Consider the following 19,532-nt stretch of genomic DNA (forward strand, 5'->3'; position numbering starts at 1 on the left):
CTGCACGGCGCGCTTCTTTATCTGACTCCGGAAGATTATTTTGCAGGAAGAAAAGAAGAAAGACTTGCAGACAGGAGAAATAAGCTTCATAATGCAGATATAAAAAGAAGAGCTTATTGGTTAGCTCAACAGGCTTAAACCACCTTATTAGCTTTTATAAAAAAGTCCAAGTTCACTTTGGGCAGAACACTTCTGAGTTCTCATAATTTTCCGTATATCCATAATAATTTAACGCTATGCTGCTTCTGTTTACGTTATATGAATAATCCCATACATTTATTCCGTGCAATGTAAAATCATAGTTGCCTGCATTTCCTTCTATTTCATTTTCTAGCGAGCCGTCAAGAACGCTTTTTCCCCATTTATAAAATGCCGTATAAAAATCATCATTTTTGCCTGTTTGTTTTAGTGCGAAAGTTACAGCCTCCTCATTTATTTTTCCGCACTGTGCAAGCGCCCGTATAAAATCAATACCGCCGTATGAATGCGCAAGATAAGAGCCGAAAAGGTAAGCATTTCCATATCCTGCAGATTCATTATTGTTCCAGTCATAAAAACCTAAATTATGATACAGATTGCACCAGCTCATTCTTCCAGGAAGAAAACTATCTTCATATTTTATTCCTAGATAAGAAATAAGAATATCCTCTGCAAGCTGCGACATCATTTCCGTATACCACGTTTCATAAACAGCAGCACCTTCATTCACGGCAGTATTTATAAATCCAAGCAGATGCTGAAACTCATGCACCAAAGTTTCATATATTTTATCTGGTCTGTTTTTCAAAAAATATGCATCAATGTAAAAACATTCAGCCTGATTCGTCCTGTATCCGGCAGATTCTTTTTCATTCAGTCTGTTTACAGGCTCTTCCGTATAAATGTCAACTATATTGAAAAAGCCGTATGTTCCGCCGCCGTTCGCAGAAGAACGGGCATCATTTTCAAGGTCAAAAATAAGAATGTCGATTTTTTCAGGCGTAGAAATAAACGCACCGTTTTTGTTTTCTATTTCATAGCTCCCAAAAACAGTCTGTTCTACATAAAAAACAGAATCAAATTTTTCTGCAAGTACGTCAAAAGTTTCATCCAGAGCGGATTCACTTACGTCTAAAGAAACATCACTTATATCGTCATAATACCAGATATTGCAGTTTTCGCCTGACGCTTCAAGCGTAAACTCAACTTCCTGATACGTTCTTTCGTCATAGCTGATATAAAAAGCGGCTGTTTCTCCAACAGTACAAGTTCGTCTCAATTGCACAGCTTCTACAGAACGTATACCTGCTGTCTGTTCCAGAGACAGATTCTGAAGTTTCCGGGCAATTTCACAGTTCTGCTGAATATAAAAATCTGAATTATTTTCCTGAATGCCAGTGTAATGTTCACTATTTGCGCAAGTCTGGAATTCATTTTCTACTTCTGCAGAAAGTGAAGAAATATTATAAAGATACGCACCGCCTGTATTTTCAGAAGAAATAGATTCCGCACCTGTGTTATAGGCAATAAGATATGCAGTTTTTTCTACGTTACTCTCAGAAATTCGCGTAAGGTCAGCGGAAACAAGAAGAAAATCATCGCCGGAAACCTTACAGGCGGCAGCATCAGATGACGTCGCCTCAAAAACAGTTTTTTCAGAAGATGAAGATTCTTCAAAAAATCCACAACCGGTAATAATGCAGACTGCAGCAAAAATAACAGCATCTGTTCTTATTTTATTTTTTATCGTCTGCATAATTTTCTACTTGCTTGTAAGATTCATAATACCGTCCCAGTCTTCAGGAACGCCTTTCTGCATATAACTCTTGCACCGATCTGCAAAAACAAGAGCCGCCTGATCTTCCGGAAGCATTGCATTTGCCTGAACGAACATCTTTCCTGCCTCACTGAATTTCCTGTTAAGATACAAGTCCAGTGCTTCATGGAACAGTTCGATTTCTTCAAGCTGATTTGAACTTACTTCAGAACGGAAACCGATAACGTTATACAGCTGAACAGGAACTGTTTTTCCCACAACACGAACCCTGTCAAGTTTACGCACGACAATTTCTCCTTTATGCTCGCCGTAATCGGCTTCCTTCCACGTCTGCTCGGAACACAAAATCCAGGTACCGTATACTTTGTTTACGCCCTCAAGACGGCTCGCAAGGTTTACGTTGTCACCCATCATAGTGTAGTTCTTTTTAAGCGAAGTACCCATATTACCGACAATCATATCGCCGGTGTTAATGCCGATTCGCGTATATAGTTCACGCGGAACATCTCCCGTCAGCATATGATTTCTATTGAATTCGCCCTCAGTCTGTTTCATTCTGATTGCCGCCGCACACGCCGCATACGCATGATTTTCAATGCGGATAGGCGCACCGAACAGGCTGACAATTGAATCACCAATGTATTTGTCAATAGTTCCGCTATGTTCAAGAATATTATCGCTCAAAGCACCCAGATATTCGTTCAGAATATTTACAAGCTGCTCTGGCGTTACAAGTTCACTGAACGATGAAAACGATTTTATGTCGCTGAATAATGCCGTTATATGTTCGTTTCTTCCTCCAAGATTAGCTTTTTCCGGGTCTTTTATAATCTCATCAACAACTTCTTTTGCAACGAACTGCGAGAATGTCCGGCGGATAAATTCTTTTTCCTTTGAACTGTTGAAAAAGCGGATTACGACTCCGCCAAGATAATTAACAAGAACAAATAATGCAAGTCCTACAAACGGAATGTATATTTTAAAGCCTGCCATAAGAATCACAGGAACAAAAATTACAATTCCGCCGAAAACACCGTTTAGAATATTCTGGCATTTGTTTCCAGTCCTGTGAACAAGCAGAAGGATAACGCCGGTAAAGAGAATTGCAACGGCATATCCGTAATACCATGCAACAGGCGTAATAAAATCTTTCTGCAATATTGTATTGAGAACATTTGCATGCGTTCCTACATTCGGATAAATTCTAACGAAAGGAGTAGCTCCGTTATCCGTAGTACTTGACGCAACGTTTCCTATAATGCAGATTGCGCCGGCACAATTTTCCTTCATATCAGACATATACGTTTGATATGTTGAAATGTTTGCCGCAATTTTTTTCATTTCTTCCGTGAATAATGAAAGAAATTCCTCACGCTGCTCCTCTGAAAAATATGACTGAAGTTCATCTAGCCTTTCTTCTACGTCAGAAATAAAGTCAGTAGCCGAAAATTCTGCAACATAATCAAAATATTCAGAACGCATTGTAAAGTAAGATTCATACTGTTCCTCAGAAATTCCGCCGAGCAGTACGCCGTCACTGTCATACCCCTTGCATAAATCAAGAAGATTTTTCCTTTCTTCGCAAATATTCTGATACATCTCCACAAGTTCACGTGCGGCAGAATAATAAGGCAGCGGATATCCTTCGCTATCACGCAACTCAAGAACAAGAAAATTTTTCAAATTCGTTTCAATATCATCTTCAAGAACATCAAGCTGCTTGAAAAAAGACATTGATTCGTGCCTGAAAGATTCTCCGAAAGGACAGTGAAGCCAGTTAATTAGCATACGTCCGTGTTCGTCAAGAGGAATGACGACATCTTCCGGTGCAGAAGCTCCCGGATAAAATGCGTTGTGAAGAATAAGCCTGTTTCGTTCGCGCACAAACGATTCCACATTCAGATAGTCCATAAGAGGAGCAAATACAAGCTGCCCCAAATAATTACCGTTGTGGTTGAAAAGCAATTCTACCCTGCGCCGGCTTCCGTCAGAATCAATGATAACGTTCGTAAAACCAACGCCTTTTGCGCGCTTTAAAAGCGTATGAAGTGCAGGAGAAAAGCCGGATTCATCGCCGTTATACTGTTCGTTTGATGTAAAAACATTATTCGCCGTTATATAATTTTTGGGATCAGAAACGTTTTTTAAAAGAAAACGGCTGTCTACATACGCAATGTCTTCCGGTGATGTCTTTATCTTTACGTCACGCGTATTCACCGTAAGCCACGCATTCCCGAAAAACTGAAGCGCCTTTCCAAAATATTCATCATTATCCGTAGAAACGTTTTCAAAAACGGTGTTCTTGCAGTTGTCAATCGAAGGATATACATAACCTGCCATAAGTTCTTCCTTGAATGCAGGAACTTCTTTTGGCAGAATATAGCCTTTTTCTATAGAACCAGCAAATTCTTCTATCAATCCCTGAAGTTCGGCTTCCTGAACAGCAAATGCCTCTCCAATATTTTGAAGAGAATCAGAAGGAACTCCAAGAGCCGAAGGAGAAAGATACTCAACATCGAATACAACTCGTTCTGCTCCAAGTTCCTTAAGGCGGATAATGTTATCGGCAATAATGTTGCGGCTCCAAGGCCATTCACCAAATTCTGCGATGGAATCATCGTCAATATTTATGTGAACTATATTTTCCGCACGCGCAGGTTCTTTTACACACCCAAGCAAAAAATCATACAAACGAAAATCAAGTTTCGTAAACACTCCGGTTGCAGTAAAAACAAAAAACAACAGTCCGAGTGCTGCAAACACGATATAATCGGCTTTCTTTAAAATACCATTTTTTTCCATAAATAATATTATATCACAGGATTATAAGACTATCTATTGAAAAAAATTCTGTTTTCAACGGATTGCCTCATAGGCAGCTTTTGCAACATTTTGTTCCGCTTCTTTTTTTGACTTTCCAGATTCCGGTCCGTATGTAACGCCGCCTAATTCAACGCAAACCTTAAAAGTCTGATCGTGATCCGGCCCTGAAACTTCAACTGTTTTATAGACAGGACACTGCTTTGATTTTTTCTGATACAGTTCCTGAAGGAGCGTTTTATAATCTTTTCCGCCGTCGTGCTGAACTTTCCGGACGGCAGGAATAATGAAAGACAGAATGTATTTTTCCGCAGCCTCAAATCCCTGGTCGATATAATAAGCTCCGATAATCGCTTCCATACAGTCGGCAAGAATGGCAGGCTTGTTCCGCCCTCCGCTAAGTTCTTCGCCGCGACCTAAGACAAGCATTTTGTCTATTCCAAATTCAAGGGCAACAGGGGAAAGGCTTTTTTCCGAAACTACGACAGACTTTATTTTTGCAAGATCCCCTTCCTGATTTTTCCTCATATCATTATAGAGAAAAGATGCCGTAGCAAGACCAAGAACGGAATCGCCAAGAAATTCAAGGCGTTCGTTGTTATAATGCTTATGAGAAATATTTTCATTTGAATATGAACGGTGATGAAAAGCCAGATCAAGCAGCTCAAGGTTCTTGAAATGGAGATTTCTTTCTTTACAGAATAAAACAAGCTGACGCTTTCGCTCATTTGAAAATGTATTGCTCATACAATAACTATAATCAAACAAAAAAAAAACACAAGCCTTTAAGCTTGTGTTTTTTCATCAGATTGCAGAAAATTATTTAGACTGTTCTGACTTGATGAAGTCGTATGCATCACGAACTGTCTCGAATTCGTTAGCTTTCTCATCAGGAATGCTTACGCCGAGATTTTCTTCGATTGCATACACAAGTTCATACGTATCAAGGCTGTCTGCGCCAAGATCGCCACGGAAAGAAGAATCCAAAGTAATCTTGCTTTCATCGATTTCCAGTTTTTCAGCGATAAGCTTCTGGATTTTTTCAAACAATTCGTCCATTTCGATTGCTCCCTTTTATTAGCCGTTTGATTCTGGTGTGATAATCTGACGTCCGCGATAGAAACCGCATTTAGGACATACTCGATGAGACTGAATAAGGTTACCGCAGTTGCTGCATTCAGTAAGCTGCGGAGCTTTCAATTTCATATTGATGCTCTGACGCCTTTTTGTAACGGCTTTAGATGTTTTCGATCTAGGTACTGCCATGTATAAAACCTCACTATATTAGATATTCTATCTGATTTACTGCGGTTTATAATACAACAGTTCCAATCAGTGTGTCAATTATTATAACAGAATAATCCTTTTTGTCAAACACTTTTAACAAAAATGTCAAAATCAAAATGTTCCTGCAAAGAACGCAATTCCGCCGCCCCTGCTCCGCACGGACAAAAAAACTGCGGTCAGCCCTGCCTGTACTTTCGCTCAAGGGCCTTCTTTACGTTCTCTGGAACCATTCCCGAAACATCTCCGCCAAGCTTTGCAAGTTCCTTGATTGCGCTTGACTTTAAAAGAAGAAATTTCTGGTCAGTCGGAATGTAAAGCGTTTCCACCTCCGGATTAAGATTATGATTCATAAGCGAAAGGTCAAACTCATAGGAAAAATCGTTCATATTCCTGATTCCGCGGATAAGGACTTTTGCCCCGGTCTGTTTTGCATACTCAACAATAAGACCATCCCACGTGTGGACAGCAACATTTCTGAACGGCATTATAAGTTCCTGAACGAGAGAAAGCCGCTCCTCTGTTGAAAAAAGATATTTTTTGTCGTCATTTACGGCAATTACAACGTCAATCTCATCAAAAAGCTTTGCCGCCCTCTGAATGATATTTATGTGTCCGTTCGTCATCGGATCAAACGAACCGGGAAAAACAGCTTTTGTCATAAAGCCAATATTACTTTGTTTGACGAAAAGACTCAAGCATTGTATATTAGAAGAATGAAGAAGTTAATTTTTACCCTGTTATGCTTCATTACGATTTCTGCATTCTCATGCAAATCAACGGAAGTAAAGAACGCTACGGACGAGATAAAGACGGAAGAAGCCCTTGCCGAGGACGAAGAATTTTCACGCTCAACGCAGGACGTTCTCATTACAAAGGAAACTTTTTATGCGGACAAAGCCGCAATACTCCAGATTATATCGGAACTTTCGGATGTAATGGCAAGACACGACTTCAACGCCTGGCTTACCTACATTGAACCGGAATCCATAGAATACTGGTCTTCGCCGCGCAATCTGCTGCAGGCATCAAAACGGCTTCCGTACAAGAACAAGCGCCTTAATACGCTGAACGATTATTTTGACCTCGTATTCGTTCCGTCAAGAAAAGGCAGGCAAATAGATGAAATCCGCTACATTTCGGTAGATTCGGTAAAAGCAGTCCAGATGCAGGAAGAACAGGACATCGTTTACTATAATTTCATCAAAATGAACGGAAAATGGATGGTAAAAATTCCTCCGCTCCAGCAGCAGTAAAAACAGACTGTTTTATGCAGATGCGGCACAAGAAATATTAAGTTGATTTTTTACCATAAGTATTCTATAATTAGTCATTACATTATTTCTTTTATAAAAAGATATGTTTCACGGAGGAACATTCAATGAAAATGACAAAAAAGATTGTATGTGCTTTCAGCTGCATTATGCTGAGCGCGGCTCTTTTTGCTCAGGAACAGGCAGTTCAGAAACAACAGACATCTTCCGCAAAATCAGAAAGTTCTGTTGAGGACGAATATCTCAGCGACGTAGACGGAATAGTCATTCTTGGTCTTGCAGCCTCTGACGAATATGAGAATAAACTGTATGCCATGCAGATGCTTGAAGCTGCTGTTGATGGCGGAAACACAAATCCAGACGTTATGAAGGCGCTGAACCAGCTTGCCGGAGAAGGCATCAATACACAGTCCCGTACAAACGGAAGGCTTATAAACAACTTCCCGGACATTCGCCGTCGTGCCTGTCTTGCACTTGGAAAAGTAAAGACAGAAGAATCAAAGAATTATCTAATGCAGATAACTCTTGCAGAAAATGAGCCGATGGTTATTGCCGCAGCCGTAAATTCACTCGGCGAAATAGGAATCAATAACAATGATGAAGTCGTAAATGCAATTGCATTTGCAAACAGACGCAATCAGATTCTGAATCCGACAAGTTCCCTTGCTGCCGAAGTAATTGATTGCTATGCAAAACTTGCAGAATCAACAGAAAACAAGAAATCTTTAATAGATTCACTCACGCAGATTGCAGCAGACTATCATTACAACAAAACAGTTAGAAACAATGCGCTGAAACTCCTGAAGACAATTTCCAGTTCATCAAGTTCTTCAAGCAGCGAAGCAAAATAATTTTATTTTGAAAGAAGGGATTGTTTATAAAGCGGCAGTTTTTTTTTCTGCCGTTCTTCTAAGAACAATTCCTTTTTTTATAAATTTCAGAGACTTCTATGGAACCAATAATTTTAGCATCTTCCTCACCGCGCAGGCAGGACATTCTTAAAATGCTCGGCATTCCGTTTCAGGTAATAATGCCTAATATAGACGAAGCTATTGCCGCTGCAACCGTTGATACGGAAGAGATGCCGGAACTGCTTGCAAGGGAAAAGGTTGCGGAAGTACTGCACTCCCTGCCGCCGGCGCAGAAAATCCCGTGGATTTTAGGAGCAGATACCGTAATCGTAAAAAACGGGAAAATATACGGAAAGCCGGAAAACCAGGAGCAGGCAGAAGAATTCCTGCACGATTTTCAGGGAAGCACTCATACGGTAATTACTGCACTCGCCCTTTACAACGGGCGGACAAAGACAACTACATCAAAAACAGCACACACAAAAGTCACGTTTGCACCGATGAGCGATGCGGAAATTCAATGGTATCTTGATACCGGAGAATGGCACGGAGCTGCAGGCGGCTACAGAATTCAAAGCCTTGCTTCTATATTTATCAGTAAAATAGAAGGCTCGCAGAGCTGTGTAACGGGGTTGCCTATTTCTGAACTTTATGCTATTTTGAACGAACAGGGCTATACAATTTTGGAATAGCCTTGCAAAGATATTTTTATATCTTTATCTTCCGTGCACGCCGCGTATGCGTCCGTGTATCGAGAAAAAGAGTACGGGGTAAGAAAAAATCTTACCAGTGAAGGAGTCAATCATGGCAGTTGTAACCATGAAAAACCTGCTTGAATCAGGAGTACACTTCGGTCATCAGGTAAAACGCTGGGATCCGCGTATGAAGAAGTATATCTTCGCAGAACGCAACGGAATCCACATCATCGACTTGCAGAAAACTATTGCTGCAATCAAAGACAGCTACGAAGCTGTAAGAAAAATCACTGCTTCTGGCAAATCAGTGCTGTTCGTAGGAACAAAGAAGCAGGCTCAGCAGGCGATTCAGAAAGAAGCTGAACGCTGCGGAATGTTCTATGTAAACAACCGCTGGCTTGGCGGTATGCTTACAAACTTCGCTACAATTAAAAAATCACTTCTTCGTCTTAAGAAAATCGAAAAGATGGAAATTGACGGAACTTTCGACAATCTTACAAAGAAAGAAGTTTCTTCCCTTCAGAAAGAAAAATCAAAGCTTGAGAAAAACCTCGGCGGAATCAAGGAAATGAAAGAACTTCCGGGCGCTGTATTCATCATTGATACGCACAAGGAACAGATTGCCGTTGCAGAAGCACGCAGAATGGGTATTCCGATTATTGCAGTTGTTGATACAAACTGTAATCCTGAGGGAATTGACTACCCTATTCCAGGAAACGATGATGCTATCCGCGCTATTTCTCTGTTTACTTCAATCATTGCAAATGCTGTAATTGAATCAGACAACGAGAACGGTCTTAAAATTCTTGACAATCTTGATGATGATGATTCTGTTCAGACAGATGCAGCAAACAAGAATGAAGACGAAGAAATCGTAGATTATTCTAACTATCAGCCGACTGAAATAAAGGAAGAAGATGCTGAGGCTGACGAAAAGGATGCTCAGGATCAGCTTGTTGATGAAGACAAAATCTACAGCGACAAATAATTTTTTTTTACTAAGGAATAAAAAATGGAAATCAAAGCATCAGACATCAAGGCATTGCGTGATACTACAGGTGCAGGCCTGATGGATTGTAAAAAAGCCCTTACGGAATGTAACGGCGATGTTGCCGCAGCAGAAAAATACCTGCGTGAAAAGGGTCTGGCTGCAATGGCAAAACGCTCTGACCGTGCAACAGCAGAAGGCCGTATCTTTGTAAAACAGGACGGCAACAAGGTTGCAATGGTTGAAGTTGTATGCGAAACAGACTTCGTTGCAAAAAATGATGATTTTATTGCACTTGGAAACAAGCTTACTGAACTTACTCTTGCAAAAGGTCTTAAAGAAGTTACAGAAGAGCACACTGCCCTTCTTAACGAACTTGCAATCAAAATCCGCGAGAATATGTCAGTCCGCCGCCTTGCATACATTGAAGTTCCGGCAGGCTGCGTTGTATCAACATACGTACACCACAACTTCAAAATCGGTTCTCTTGTTGTAATAAAGGGTTCTGAGGATGAAAAAATAAAGGATTTTGCACACGTATGCTGCCTTCACCTTGCTTCAAAGACACCTTCTTACATTACAAAAGATGAAGTTCCGCAGTCTTATATCGACGAGCAGAAAGAAATCTTCAAGGCTCAGATGGATCAGGATGAAAAAATGGCATCAAAGCCTGACAATGTAAAAGAAGGAATCCTTCAGGGTAAAATCAACAAGCATCTTGCAGAAATCTGCTTTATGGATCAGATGTACCTTGATGACGAGAAAAAATCAGTTACGGCAGTTCTTTCTGAAATGGGAAAATCTGTTGGCGCTGAACTTTCTTTTGAAAAAGTCGTTCTTTTCCTTCTTGGAAAATAAAAACGCAGCTGCTGCCTGAATAAACAACGGAATGCAGCAACTGACTGTCAGCTGCTGCATTCCGTATTTTCAGGCAGACTGATTTACACCGTGGAGGTAAATATGGCAGAAACATGCGAAGTTAGAATGGAAAAAACAATTGCCGCTCTTAAAGATTCATATAATGCAATCAGAACAGGACGTGCCTCTGCGGCGATTTTTGACAAAGTACGCGTAGACTATTACGGCACAAAAACACCTTTAAATCAGGTTGCGACAATTTCTATTCCGGAAGCACGGACTGTAGTCATACAGCCGTTTGACAAGTCGCTTATTACAGAAATTGAAAAGTCAATTTTAACTGCTGATTTAGGATTAAATCCTTCAAATGACGGCAAAGTCATCAGAATTTCAATTCCGCCGCTCACTGCTGACCGCAGAAAGGAACTTGTAAAACAGGCAAAAGCCATTGCAGAGACATCTAGAACTGCAATCAGAAATATCCGCCGCGACGGAAATGACGAACTGAAAAAACAGCAGAAAGCCGGAGAACTTACCGAAGACGGTCTGAAACAGGAAGAAGACAAACTTCAGAAACTGACTGATTCATTTATCGCAGAAATCGGTAAAGTATACGATTCTAAAGAAAAAGAAATATTAGAATAATGATAGATGTATCTGCACTTCCCGTTCATATCGGAATTATTATGGACGGGAACGGTCGTTGGGCAAAACAGCGAAATCTTCCCAGAACTAGCGGACATAAAGAAGGTCTGACTGCCGCAAAGGCTGTTGTATCTGCTGCTGCGGAACTGGGAATAAAGTTCGTTACGCTCTATACATTTTCTACGGAAAACTGGAAACGGACGGAAGAAGAGGTCGGGTATCTTATGGGACTTATCCGCCGTCATCTTAGGGCAGAATTTGATTTTTACAAGAAAAAAGGAATAAAAATAAAACATATCGGAGATATAGACGGTCTTCCGGATGACGTCCGGGCAGAAATTATAAAAGCATCGGAAGAAACTGCTCATTTTACGGGAATGACCGTTGTCCTTGCAATAAATTACGGCGGGCGAAATGAAATTGTCCGCGGCGTAAAGAAAATGATTGCAGACGGAACTTCAGCTGATGACATAACGGAAGACAAGCTCTGTAAATCATTTGATATACCAGATTTACCGGATGTTGATTTGATGATACGAACCGGCGGAGAACTGCGGCTGAGTAATTTTCTGCTTTGGCACGCAGCGTATGCAGAATTGCTGTTTACAGATACTCTATGGCCGGATTATAATAAAGAAGAATTTTTAAGTGATATAGAGAAATTCCAGCATAGAACCAGACGGTTTGGCGGAGTTCTTAATCCATAAATCAGGTTTATATGAATAAAGTAGCGCAAAGATTATTAGTATTTTTTATCGGAATTCCAATTGTACTCGGTATAGTCCTGCTGGATTTTTATAATTATCTTCCTCTTAATCTTATTCTGGTCATCTGCTCTGCAACAGCGGCCGCAGAACTGTACAAACTGTTTTCTGCAAAAACAGAGCTGCTACCGAAATTTCTTGTATGCACCCTAAGTGCGCTCCTTCCGCTGTTATCATACCTTCTAGTTTTTTTGAAAAAAGACATTGACTATTCAAACTGGGCTTTTCTTGTTGCCGCAATGATTCTTATGGCAGCAGAAGTATTCACGCATAAAACATTTGAAACTTCAAATGTCCGTATTGCATCAAGCATTTTCATTGTCTTTTACAGCGGTTTTCTGTTCACTTTCATTACAAGAATGACAATTCAGGAAAATGCAACTGTTCTTATCTGCGTTTTTCTTTTTACTGTTTTTATAACAGATTCCCTTGCCTGGCTTTTCGGAGTCCTGCTTGGAAAAAATAACCGCGGTGTCATTGCCGCAAGTCCGAACAAAAGTATTGCAGGATTTGCCGGTGGCTTCATCGGTGCTATTGCAACCTGTATTCTGGCACAGTATTTATGGCCGGCTGTTTTTTCCGGCTCTTACGTAAAGGGACTGGTTCTGGGCATTTTGTGTGCGGCAAGCGGAATTACTGGAGATTTAATAGAATCAGTTTTCAAGCGCTCGGCAGAAATAAAGGACAGCGGTTCTGTCATTCCGGGACGCGGCGGCTTATTGGATTCAATCGACTCGATTTTGTTTACTGCACCAATATATTACGTAGCAGTTTATTTTCTTTTTTAATCAGTAAAACTACAGGACTGCTATAGAGGCGCTTATGAAAAGAATTTTAGTTTTAGGGTGCACCGGCTCAATCGGAACAAGCACGCTTGAAATCGTACGGAATATGGGTGATGATTTTCAGATTTGCGGACTTACAGCCCATTCGAACAAAGAACGTCTTTCTGCCCTTACTACTGAATTCAACTGCAAAAGCGTACTCACCTCAGAAAACAATCCTGATGCAATAAAGAACTTACTGGAAGAAACAAAACCTGACATTGTTGTAAACGGCATTGCAGGAGCGGCAGGACTTCTCCCCTCTAAAACAGTTCTTGATGCAGGAATTAACCTTGCCCTTGCAAACAAGGAAACTGTAGTAATGGCGTGGCCGCTGATAAAACAGCTTGCTGAAAAAAACAATGCTGCAGTTATTCCGGTAGATTCAGAACATTCCGCAATTTTTAATCTTGTTCATCAGGTAAATCAGAAAAATGTAGATAAAATCATCATAACGGCAAGCGGCGGACCATTCAGGACATTCACCAGGGAGCAGCTTGAAAACGTAACGGTTGAACAGGCGCTAAATCACCCTACTTGGAAAATGGGAAGAAAAATAACCATTGATTCCGCATCGCTTGCAAATAAAGGGCTTGAAGTTATTGAAGCCGTACGACTGTTCGACATAAGTGCGGATGATATTCAGGTTGTCGTTCATCCGCAAAGCCTTATTCATTCACTTGTACGAACAAAAGACGGAATGCTGTATGCACAGATTTCTGACCCGGATATGAAACATCCGATTTTTTCTGCACTTACCTGGCCGGAAAACAAAGAAACGTATCTTTCACCGTTTGATTTATTTGACAGCACGATGACGTTTTTCAGGCCGCGAATAAATGATTTTCCGATGCTTGGCTATGCTTTTGAAGCAGCAAAAAAATCAAAATCATATACAATTGCCTATAATGCGGCAAATGAAGAAGCCGTTGCGGCTTTTCTTGATAAAAAAACAGGCTTTACGGCTATACCGCGCATTGTCCGTTCAGTACTCGACAAAGACTGGACTTATGAACCTCGTTCATTTGATGACGTCTTTGAACAGGACAAAAAAGCGCGTAAACTGGCTCAGGAAATGATATGAACATTGTCTACGGATTTTTATGCCTGTTTTTTCTGATTTTGTTTCACGAATTCGGACATTTTCTTGCCGCAAAAAAATTCGGAGTAAAAGTAGAAAGTTTTTCCATCGGATTCGGACCTGTTCTGCTTCATAAAAAATATAAAGGAACGGATTATCGTCTTTCTCTTATTCCTCTTGGCGGCTACTGCGGTATGAAAGGAGAAAAAGATTTCCAGAAATCGCTTGAAGCAAAACTGGATCACATAGAGGCAGAAGAAGATTCCCTGTATGGAATTCACCCTGTAAAGCGCGCAGTAATTGCATTTGCAGGACCGTTCTTCAATTTATTCTTCACTTTCTTCGCATTTTTTCTTATAGCGCTCATTGGTTACACCTACTATTCATATTCTGCAAAAGTCATTATGGCAGACGAAGTTTACGAAAACGTAAAAAGCGCGGCAAAACAGGCAGGAATGCAGACCGGAGATGTCATAACAAGAATAAACGGCAAAGAAATCCTTAATTTTTCAGATATCGTGACAGAAATTTCTTCCCGTCCTGATGAATACGTTATAATTGAAGTAAACAGAAATGATACGCCGCTCAAGTTCACCGTCCGCACAGAGCTTGACAAGGCTTCCGGAACAGGAAAAATCGGAGTTACGGCAGATACGGAAACTGCCGCACAATATACGGTGGAAAGCCTTTCTTTTTTTCCTGCGATATGGAAAGGAATTACGGAAACGGCAGATGCACTCAGGCTTACCGTTACAGGTCTCTCCACCTTATTTAAAGGCGTTGACATTAAGGAAACTGTTTCCGGACCTGCACGCATTGCAGATATGCTTGGAACGACGGCAGTCCAGAGTTTTTCAGAAAGTTTCATAACAGGAATAATCAATATGTTCAGTTTTCTTGCGTATATAAGCATTTCGCTTTTCATTATGAATCTTCTTCCTGTTCCGATTCTTGACGGCGGATTGATTTTATTCGCATTGATTGAACTTGTTACCAGAAAAAAAATTCCTCCGAAAGTCCTGTACTACATTCAGTTCATTGGGCTTGCATTTCTAATCGCCCTCTTTTGTATCGGTTTTTCGGGGGATATGGCATATTTTTTCAATAATTTCAGAGGTATTCAAAAATGAAAAAAGCTCTTGTTTCAATTCTATTGATTTCTGCATCAGTATGCAGTATAAGCGCTCAGTCACATATTTCAACGCAGGCGCATCAGGAAGCTGTTTCTGCAATAGCGACGGTAAGCGACAGCGCAGGTCTTGAAAAATCTTATTTCAGCGCAGGAAAAGACGGTTTTCTTGTAAAGTGGACAGACGACAATCAGGGCGAACATTACCAGATTTCCGACCTTGAGATAAAACTTGTAGCCGTTGCGCCGGGCGGAGATGAAATTGCCGTTTACGAAACGGACGGCGGTCTTGTAAACAGAATAAGCGTATGGAACTGGAACACGCTTTCCAGAAAATTCGCGCGTCGTTTTTCAGATTCAATAACATCACTTTCTTATTCGGAAAAGGGAACTTACCTGATTGTAGGAACGGCGACTGTCGACGGAGCAGTTTTTATCCGCGCCGCAAACGGAACTGTAGTCAACAAACTGTCCGACAATACAGGCATTGTTTCTATGATTCAGACAAGCGCAACTGAAAAAACAGCCGTTATGTACTCGCCGGCAGGAAACCTGAGCTACTATAATCTTCTTACGGGAAAAACAAAGCAGCGCTTTTCTGTGGAGCAGGGACTTGAACAGCCGGTTATGTTCAGCAATTCGCTTTTTCTTGCCGGAGTGCGCGACAACATCATATATATTATTCACGCCCTTACGGGAAAGACGATTGCAACTGTAAAATGCGAAAATCCGATTCTGCTAAATGAAAAAAATCCGCAGAATTTGCATTATCTTTCAAATGACGGAAAAGGCACGTACGTTCTTAATATGATTGAGAACGTTAACAATAATTCTGTTTCTACGCCGAAAATACTAAAAACGCTGAAAGGTCCTCGCGGAAATGCGGCGATTGTCTGCGGAACAAAAAACGGTGCAGAAATTATGCTCGGCTCAAAATCAGGCGCTCTTTTCAAAACAACTGCTTTCGCAGAAACAGAAGCAGTTGCTTTGAGTGCAATCACGGAGAACACGTATGATAAAATTCTTGATATGGCGCCTGTCGGCGAAGATTTCTACTTTTTAACGCGCAATGCCGTATTCAAATCTTCTTACGATACAGGAATGGTTGACAGAAAAGGCGATAATCCGGGACAGACGCAGCTTATCACTTACGGCAACAAGCTTATTTTGTGGTCAAAAGGCACTCGCGAACCGGTACAGCTGTTCGATTATTCAGTTCCTGAAACAACGACGCTTTTTACACCGAAAAGTACGCTTCAGTCCGTGCGCTTGTTCGGAAATACGATTATTGAAATGGAAAGCAACTCCGTCGTTCACCGTTTTGATATGGATACGCGCCAGCTTGAAGAAGTTTATACCGGAGCCGGACTTCAGGATGCAGTTATAGGAGGCGACGGAAAACTGTATGTTGCAAAATCATACGCAACAAATCCGCGTTCTTCGCTGCTTTGTGTAGATATAACGACCCGCGAAACTGTGCCTATGAATTTGGGCGGAAACGTTGCCTTCGCACTGAATGTATACGAAAATAATATATACGGTGTTTCCGTTCAGGCAGATGAAGATGCAAAAAGTACGATTGTATTTAAATATAATCCTGTTACAAAAATGAAGTCTACTATTCTGCGTCTGCGTGATGAAGACCCGGAAGCCTTCACCTATCTTCACTTCCCGATTTTGTACACAAACATCGGAAAGGACAACGTCCGCTCCTGTAATCTTGCACAGAACAAGAATTTTATGTTCAAGAGATCTGCTTCCATTCCGGTAAAAGTCTGTCAGAATGCAAACAGAGTTGTCATACTGAACAAAGACGGAAGCATATCATGGTACAACACAGACCTGTCGCAGGTTCTTGCCGACTGGTATTTAACCCGCGACGGTCAGTGGTTTGAGTTCTAGACGCCGGCTTTTTTATAAACCTCAAGATATTTTTCAGCAGCATCATTCCAGGAGAATGTTTTTTTCATTCCCTGCTGCTGCATTTTTTCGTAATGCTCCCTGCGCCTGTAGAATGTATCTACCGCATACTGAACAGTATAGAAAATTGTATCAGGCGTTAAATCTCCGAACGTAAAGCCTGTGCCACAGCCAGTCTGCTCGTCATACTGTTCTACCGTGTCTGCAAGTCCGCCGGTCCGCCGGACAATCGGAAGCGTTCCGTACAGCATAGAATAAATCTGGTTCAGTCCGCACGGCTCGTATTTTGAAGGCATAAGGAAAAAGTCACAGCCCGATTCAACCAGCCGGCTTTTTTCTTCACTGTAGCCGACAAACGCTCTAAGGTTAGGAAGTTTACCTGCAAGAACCTTAATTTCATCTTCACACCAGCGTTCGCCCGATCCTACTACAACAAACTGTGCGCGAAGTTCAGTACACATCCGATACATACAGCCGTACATCGGGGCAAAAACTTCCGCAATTCCCTTCTGCTCTGCAAGCCGGGAAACCATCCCGATAACAGGAACTTCATCGTCAGCAGGAAGACCGAATTCCTGCTGAAGTTTTCTCCGGCAGATTTTCTTTCCCGCCATATTTTCTGCGCTGTAATTCGCAGGAAGAAACGAATCCGAAGCAGGATTCCAGTCAGCAGAATCAGCACCGTTTAAAATACCGAAAAAAGAATCTGCACGCACGCGAATAAGTCCGTCAAGACCAAAACCGCCTGCCTGCGTTTTTACTTCATCAGCATACGTCGGTGAAACAGTAGTCAGAATGTCAGAACAGGTTATTCCGGCTTTCAGAAAATTGATGCAGCCGTACTGTTCAAAGCCGGCCGCCCTGAACTGTTCCTGCGGCAGACCAAGCAGGCTGAACGCACCGGACGGATAGCGTCCCTGATAGCCCATATTATGAATTGTAAGGACAGATTTTGTATTTTTAAAAGGACTGTTTTCCGTACGCATACACTGTTTAAGCAGGACAGGTACCATACAGGAAGACCAGTCATGGGAGTGCATAATATCAGGAATCCAGCCGGTTTCAGTACAAAGCGAGAATGCCGCACGCGCAAGAAGTGAAAAACGGAACGGATTGTCGTGATAGTCAGGTTCAAACGAATTGCCGTACAGACCTTCCCTGCCGAAACATTTCTCATAATCAACAAAATACACCTCAACGGCGGACTTTTCCAGGCGGGCGCAGTAAAAATCTACGGCAACCTCCTGCTGTCCGGTACATACGCATACGCCCTTCTTTAGCAAAGAAACCGTTTTCCTGTCAATTTTATAATAACGGGGCATAACGATTTTTACATCGTTCCCCTTTTCAGAAAGTGCTTTTGCCAGCGCCGCAACTGCATCCGCCAGCCCGCCCGTCTTTGCAAACGGAAACACCTCCGCACTTATCATAAGTATTTTCATTTTGAATGAATCGCCTTATAAAATGCTTCCTTTGAATTTAATATTGTTTTTTCTGCAACGCAGTATGAAATCCTGAACCAGCCTTTTCCACCAAAACCAGTACCCGGCGCACACAGAATATTAAATTTCTTCAAGTGTTCTGTAAATGCCATATCATCGCCGTTCCAACCTTCAGGAACTTTTACAAAAAGATAGAAAGCGCCTTCCGGTTTTGCATACTGAAGCCCGGCGTAATCCATAATCTCCATAATTTCCCTGCATCGTTTTTCGTAAAGAGAATAATCGCATCTGGCATTCCAGCTTCTGGCAATTACTTTCTGGAAAAATGCAGGAGCATTTACAAAGCCTAAAATCCGTGTTGCAAGGATGCACGCCGCTACCATTTCAGAAGCGTCATCAGACGCCGGATTTACGGCAATATAGCCGATTCGCTCACCAGGAACGCTAAGGTTCTTTGCGAATGACGTTACTACTACAGCCTGCCTGTATTCCGGAAAAACCGGCGCAACTTTTTTTCCGCCGTACGTTATCGCGCGGTACGGTTCGTCACAGACAATATACGGATAGCGCCCTGTTTTTTCGCCGTGCGCCGTAAGAACGGCAGAAAGCGCCTGTATTTCTTCCCTGCTGTATATTCTTCCCGTAGGATTATTCGGTGAATTTATGATTACGGCAGCTGTTTTTTCGGTTAAAGCAGCCTTAATTGCGTCAATATCAAGCGAAAAATCATTTTTTGTCGGAACAGGACGGAGCGTTCCACCGTGATTTGCGCAGTAATGACCGTATTCTGCAAAATACGGTGCAGGAACAATCACCTCGTCACCGACGTTCAAAAGCGCCTTGAATACGCAGTTCATTGCACCTGCCGCACCTACAGACATAATTACGCAGTCCGCAGGAACAGCAGTCCCCTGCTCAAGCGATGTTTTTTCTGCCATTGCCTGACGCGCCTGCATATAGCCTGGATTAGGCATATATCCGTGGCACATAGGACTTGTATCAGCAGCAATTTCTTCTATGGCTTCAACAACTTCTGACGGCGGATCTAAATCCGGATTTCCGATACTGAAATCGTACACGTTATCTTCACCGTACTTTTTTTTCAGCAAAGCACCTTCTTCAAACATTTTTCGAATAACACCGTTAGCCGGATTTTCAAGAATTGATTTCATATTTCTAGCTATCATAATACAAACAGTAT

Annotated in this window: 19 protein-coding genes; 11 read left to right on the forward strand and 8 right to left on the reverse strand. The window is 41.6% G+C overall.

Going from position 1 to position 19,532, the window contains the following annotated elements:
* Positions 1–172 precede the first annotated feature (172 nt).
* From B5D55_RS09130 to coaD, 6 genes are all read right to left on the reverse strand, one after another.
* Positions 173–1,735, reverse strand: a complete 1,563-nt coding sequence (locus tag B5D55_RS09130; RefSeq protein WP_078933709.1) for a hypothetical protein — start codon at positions 1,733–1,735, stop codon at positions 173–175.
* 6 nt (positions 1,736–1,741) lie between these two features.
* Positions 1,742–4,558: a CHASE2 domain-containing protein gene (locus B5D55_RS09135; RefSeq protein WP_078933710.1), complete on the reverse strand. Its 2,817-nt coding sequence runs from the start codon at positions 4,556–4,558 to the stop codon at positions 1,742–1,744.
* Positions 4,559–4,612: 54 nt separating this feature from the next.
* Positions 4,613–5,323 (reverse strand): ribonuclease III, encoded by a 711-nt coding sequence (gene rnc, locus B5D55_RS09140; protein WP_078933711.1) that lies wholly within the window; start codon positions 5,321–5,323, stop codon positions 4,613–4,615.
* Between the two features lie 72 nt (positions 5,324–5,395).
* Positions 5,396–5,635 carry an acyl carrier protein gene (gene acpP / locus B5D55_RS09145; RefSeq protein WP_078933712.1) on the reverse strand — a complete coding sequence of 80 codons (240 nt, stop codon included), beginning with the start codon at positions 5,633–5,635 and terminating at the stop codon, positions 5,396–5,398.
* Positions 5,636–5,653: 18 nt separating this feature from the next.
* Positions 5,654–5,842: a 50S ribosomal protein L32 gene (gene rpmF / locus B5D55_RS09150; RefSeq protein ID WP_078933713.1), complete on the reverse strand. Its 189-nt coding sequence runs from the start codon at positions 5,840–5,842 to the stop codon at positions 5,654–5,656.
* A gap of 197 nt (positions 5,843–6,039) precedes the next feature.
* Positions 6,040–6,522 (reverse strand): pantetheine-phosphate adenylyltransferase, encoded by a 483-nt coding sequence (gene coaD, locus B5D55_RS09155; protein ID WP_078933714.1) that lies wholly within the window; start codon positions 6,520–6,522, stop codon positions 6,040–6,042.
* A gap of 54 nt (positions 6,523–6,576) precedes the next feature.
* On the opposite strand from coaD, the gene B5D55_RS09160 reads away from it, so the two are divergent.
* From B5D55_RS09160 to B5D55_RS09210, 11 genes are all read left to right on the forward strand, one after another.
* A complete protein-coding gene (locus B5D55_RS09160; RefSeq protein WP_078933715.1) occupies positions 6,577–7,116 on the forward strand; it encodes a hypothetical protein in 540 nt (179 codons plus the stop codon).
* A 125-nt stretch (positions 7,117–7,241) separates the two neighbouring features.
* Complete coding sequence (locus tag B5D55_RS09165; protein WP_078933716.1) at positions 7,242–7,985, forward strand: HEAT repeat domain-containing protein; 744 nt, start codon at positions 7,242–7,244, stop codon at positions 7,983–7,985.
* Positions 7,986–8,083: 98 nt separating this feature from the next.
* Positions 8,084–8,677 (forward strand): Maf family protein, encoded by a 594-nt coding sequence (locus tag B5D55_RS09170; protein WP_078933717.1) that lies wholly within the window; start codon positions 8,084–8,086, stop codon positions 8,675–8,677.
* 112 nt (positions 8,678–8,789) lie between these two features.
* The gene (gene rpsB / locus B5D55_RS09175) at positions 8,790–9,668 is read left to right on the forward strand and encodes a 30S ribosomal protein S2 (RefSeq protein WP_078933718.1); all 879 of its coding nucleotides are present in this window, start codon (positions 8,790–8,792) and stop codon (positions 9,666–9,668) included.
* A gap of 24 nt (positions 9,669–9,692) precedes the next feature.
* Complete coding sequence (tsf, locus tag B5D55_RS09180) at positions 9,693–10,526, forward strand: translation elongation factor Ts (protein ID WP_078933719.1); 834 nt, start codon at positions 9,693–9,695, stop codon at positions 10,524–10,526.
* Positions 10,527–10,628: 102 nt separating this feature from the next.
* Complete coding sequence (frr, locus tag B5D55_RS09185; protein ID WP_078933720.1) at positions 10,629–11,171, forward strand: ribosome recycling factor; 543 nt, start codon at positions 10,629–10,631, stop codon at positions 11,169–11,171.
* On the forward strand, positions 11,171–11,878 hold the full coding sequence (gene uppS, locus B5D55_RS09190; RefSeq protein WP_078933721.1) for a polyprenyl diphosphate synthase: 708 nt from the start codon (positions 11,171–11,173) through the stop codon (positions 11,876–11,878). Before frr ends, uppS begins: the two co-directional genes overlap by 1 nt.
* 11 nt (positions 11,879–11,889) lie before the next feature.
* On the forward strand, positions 11,890–12,723 hold the full coding sequence (locus B5D55_RS09195; protein ID WP_078933722.1) for a phosphatidate cytidylyltransferase: 834 nt from the start codon (positions 11,890–11,892) through the stop codon (positions 12,721–12,723).
* A gap of 34 nt (positions 12,724–12,757) precedes the next feature.
* Positions 12,758–13,843: a 1-deoxy-D-xylulose-5-phosphate reductoisomerase gene (gene dxr / locus B5D55_RS09200; RefSeq protein ID WP_078933723.1), complete on the forward strand. Its 1,086-nt coding sequence runs from the start codon at positions 12,758–12,760 to the stop codon at positions 13,841–13,843.
* Positions 13,840–14,970 carry an RIP metalloprotease RseP gene (gene rseP, locus B5D55_RS09205; protein ID WP_078933724.1) on the forward strand — a complete coding sequence of 377 codons (1,131 nt, stop codon included), beginning with the start codon at positions 13,840–13,842 and terminating at the stop codon, positions 14,968–14,970. Before dxr ends, rseP begins: the two co-directional genes overlap by 4 nt.
* Positions 14,967–16,871: a WD40 repeat domain-containing protein gene (locus tag B5D55_RS09210; protein ID WP_078933725.1), complete on the forward strand. Its 1,905-nt coding sequence runs from the start codon at positions 14,967–14,969 to the stop codon at positions 16,869–16,871. The genes rseP and B5D55_RS09210 overlap by 4 nt, the downstream gene beginning before the upstream one ends.
* Here the strand turns inward: B5D55_RS09210 and B5D55_RS09215 are convergent.
* Together B5D55_RS09215 and B5D55_RS09220 are read right to left on the reverse strand one after the other, a co-directional pair.
* Positions 16,868–18,331: a glycogen synthase gene (locus tag B5D55_RS09215; protein WP_078933726.1), complete on the reverse strand. Its 1,464-nt coding sequence runs from the start codon at positions 18,329–18,331 to the stop codon at positions 16,868–16,870. The two genes, B5D55_RS09210 and B5D55_RS09215, sit on opposite strands and share 4 nt — an antisense overlap.
* Entirely contained in the window at positions 18,328–19,518 is a 1,191-nt protein-coding gene (locus B5D55_RS09220) for a pyridoxal phosphate-dependent aminotransferase (RefSeq protein ID WP_078933727.1), read from the reverse strand. Before B5D55_RS09220 ends, B5D55_RS09215 begins: the two co-directional genes overlap by 4 nt.
* Positions 19,519–19,532 lie beyond the last annotated feature (14 nt).

This window comes from Treponema porcinum (assembly GCF_900167145.1).
GTDB classification, from domain to species: Bacteria; Spirochaetota; Spirochaetia; order Treponematales; family Treponemataceae; genus Treponema_D; species Treponema_D porcinum.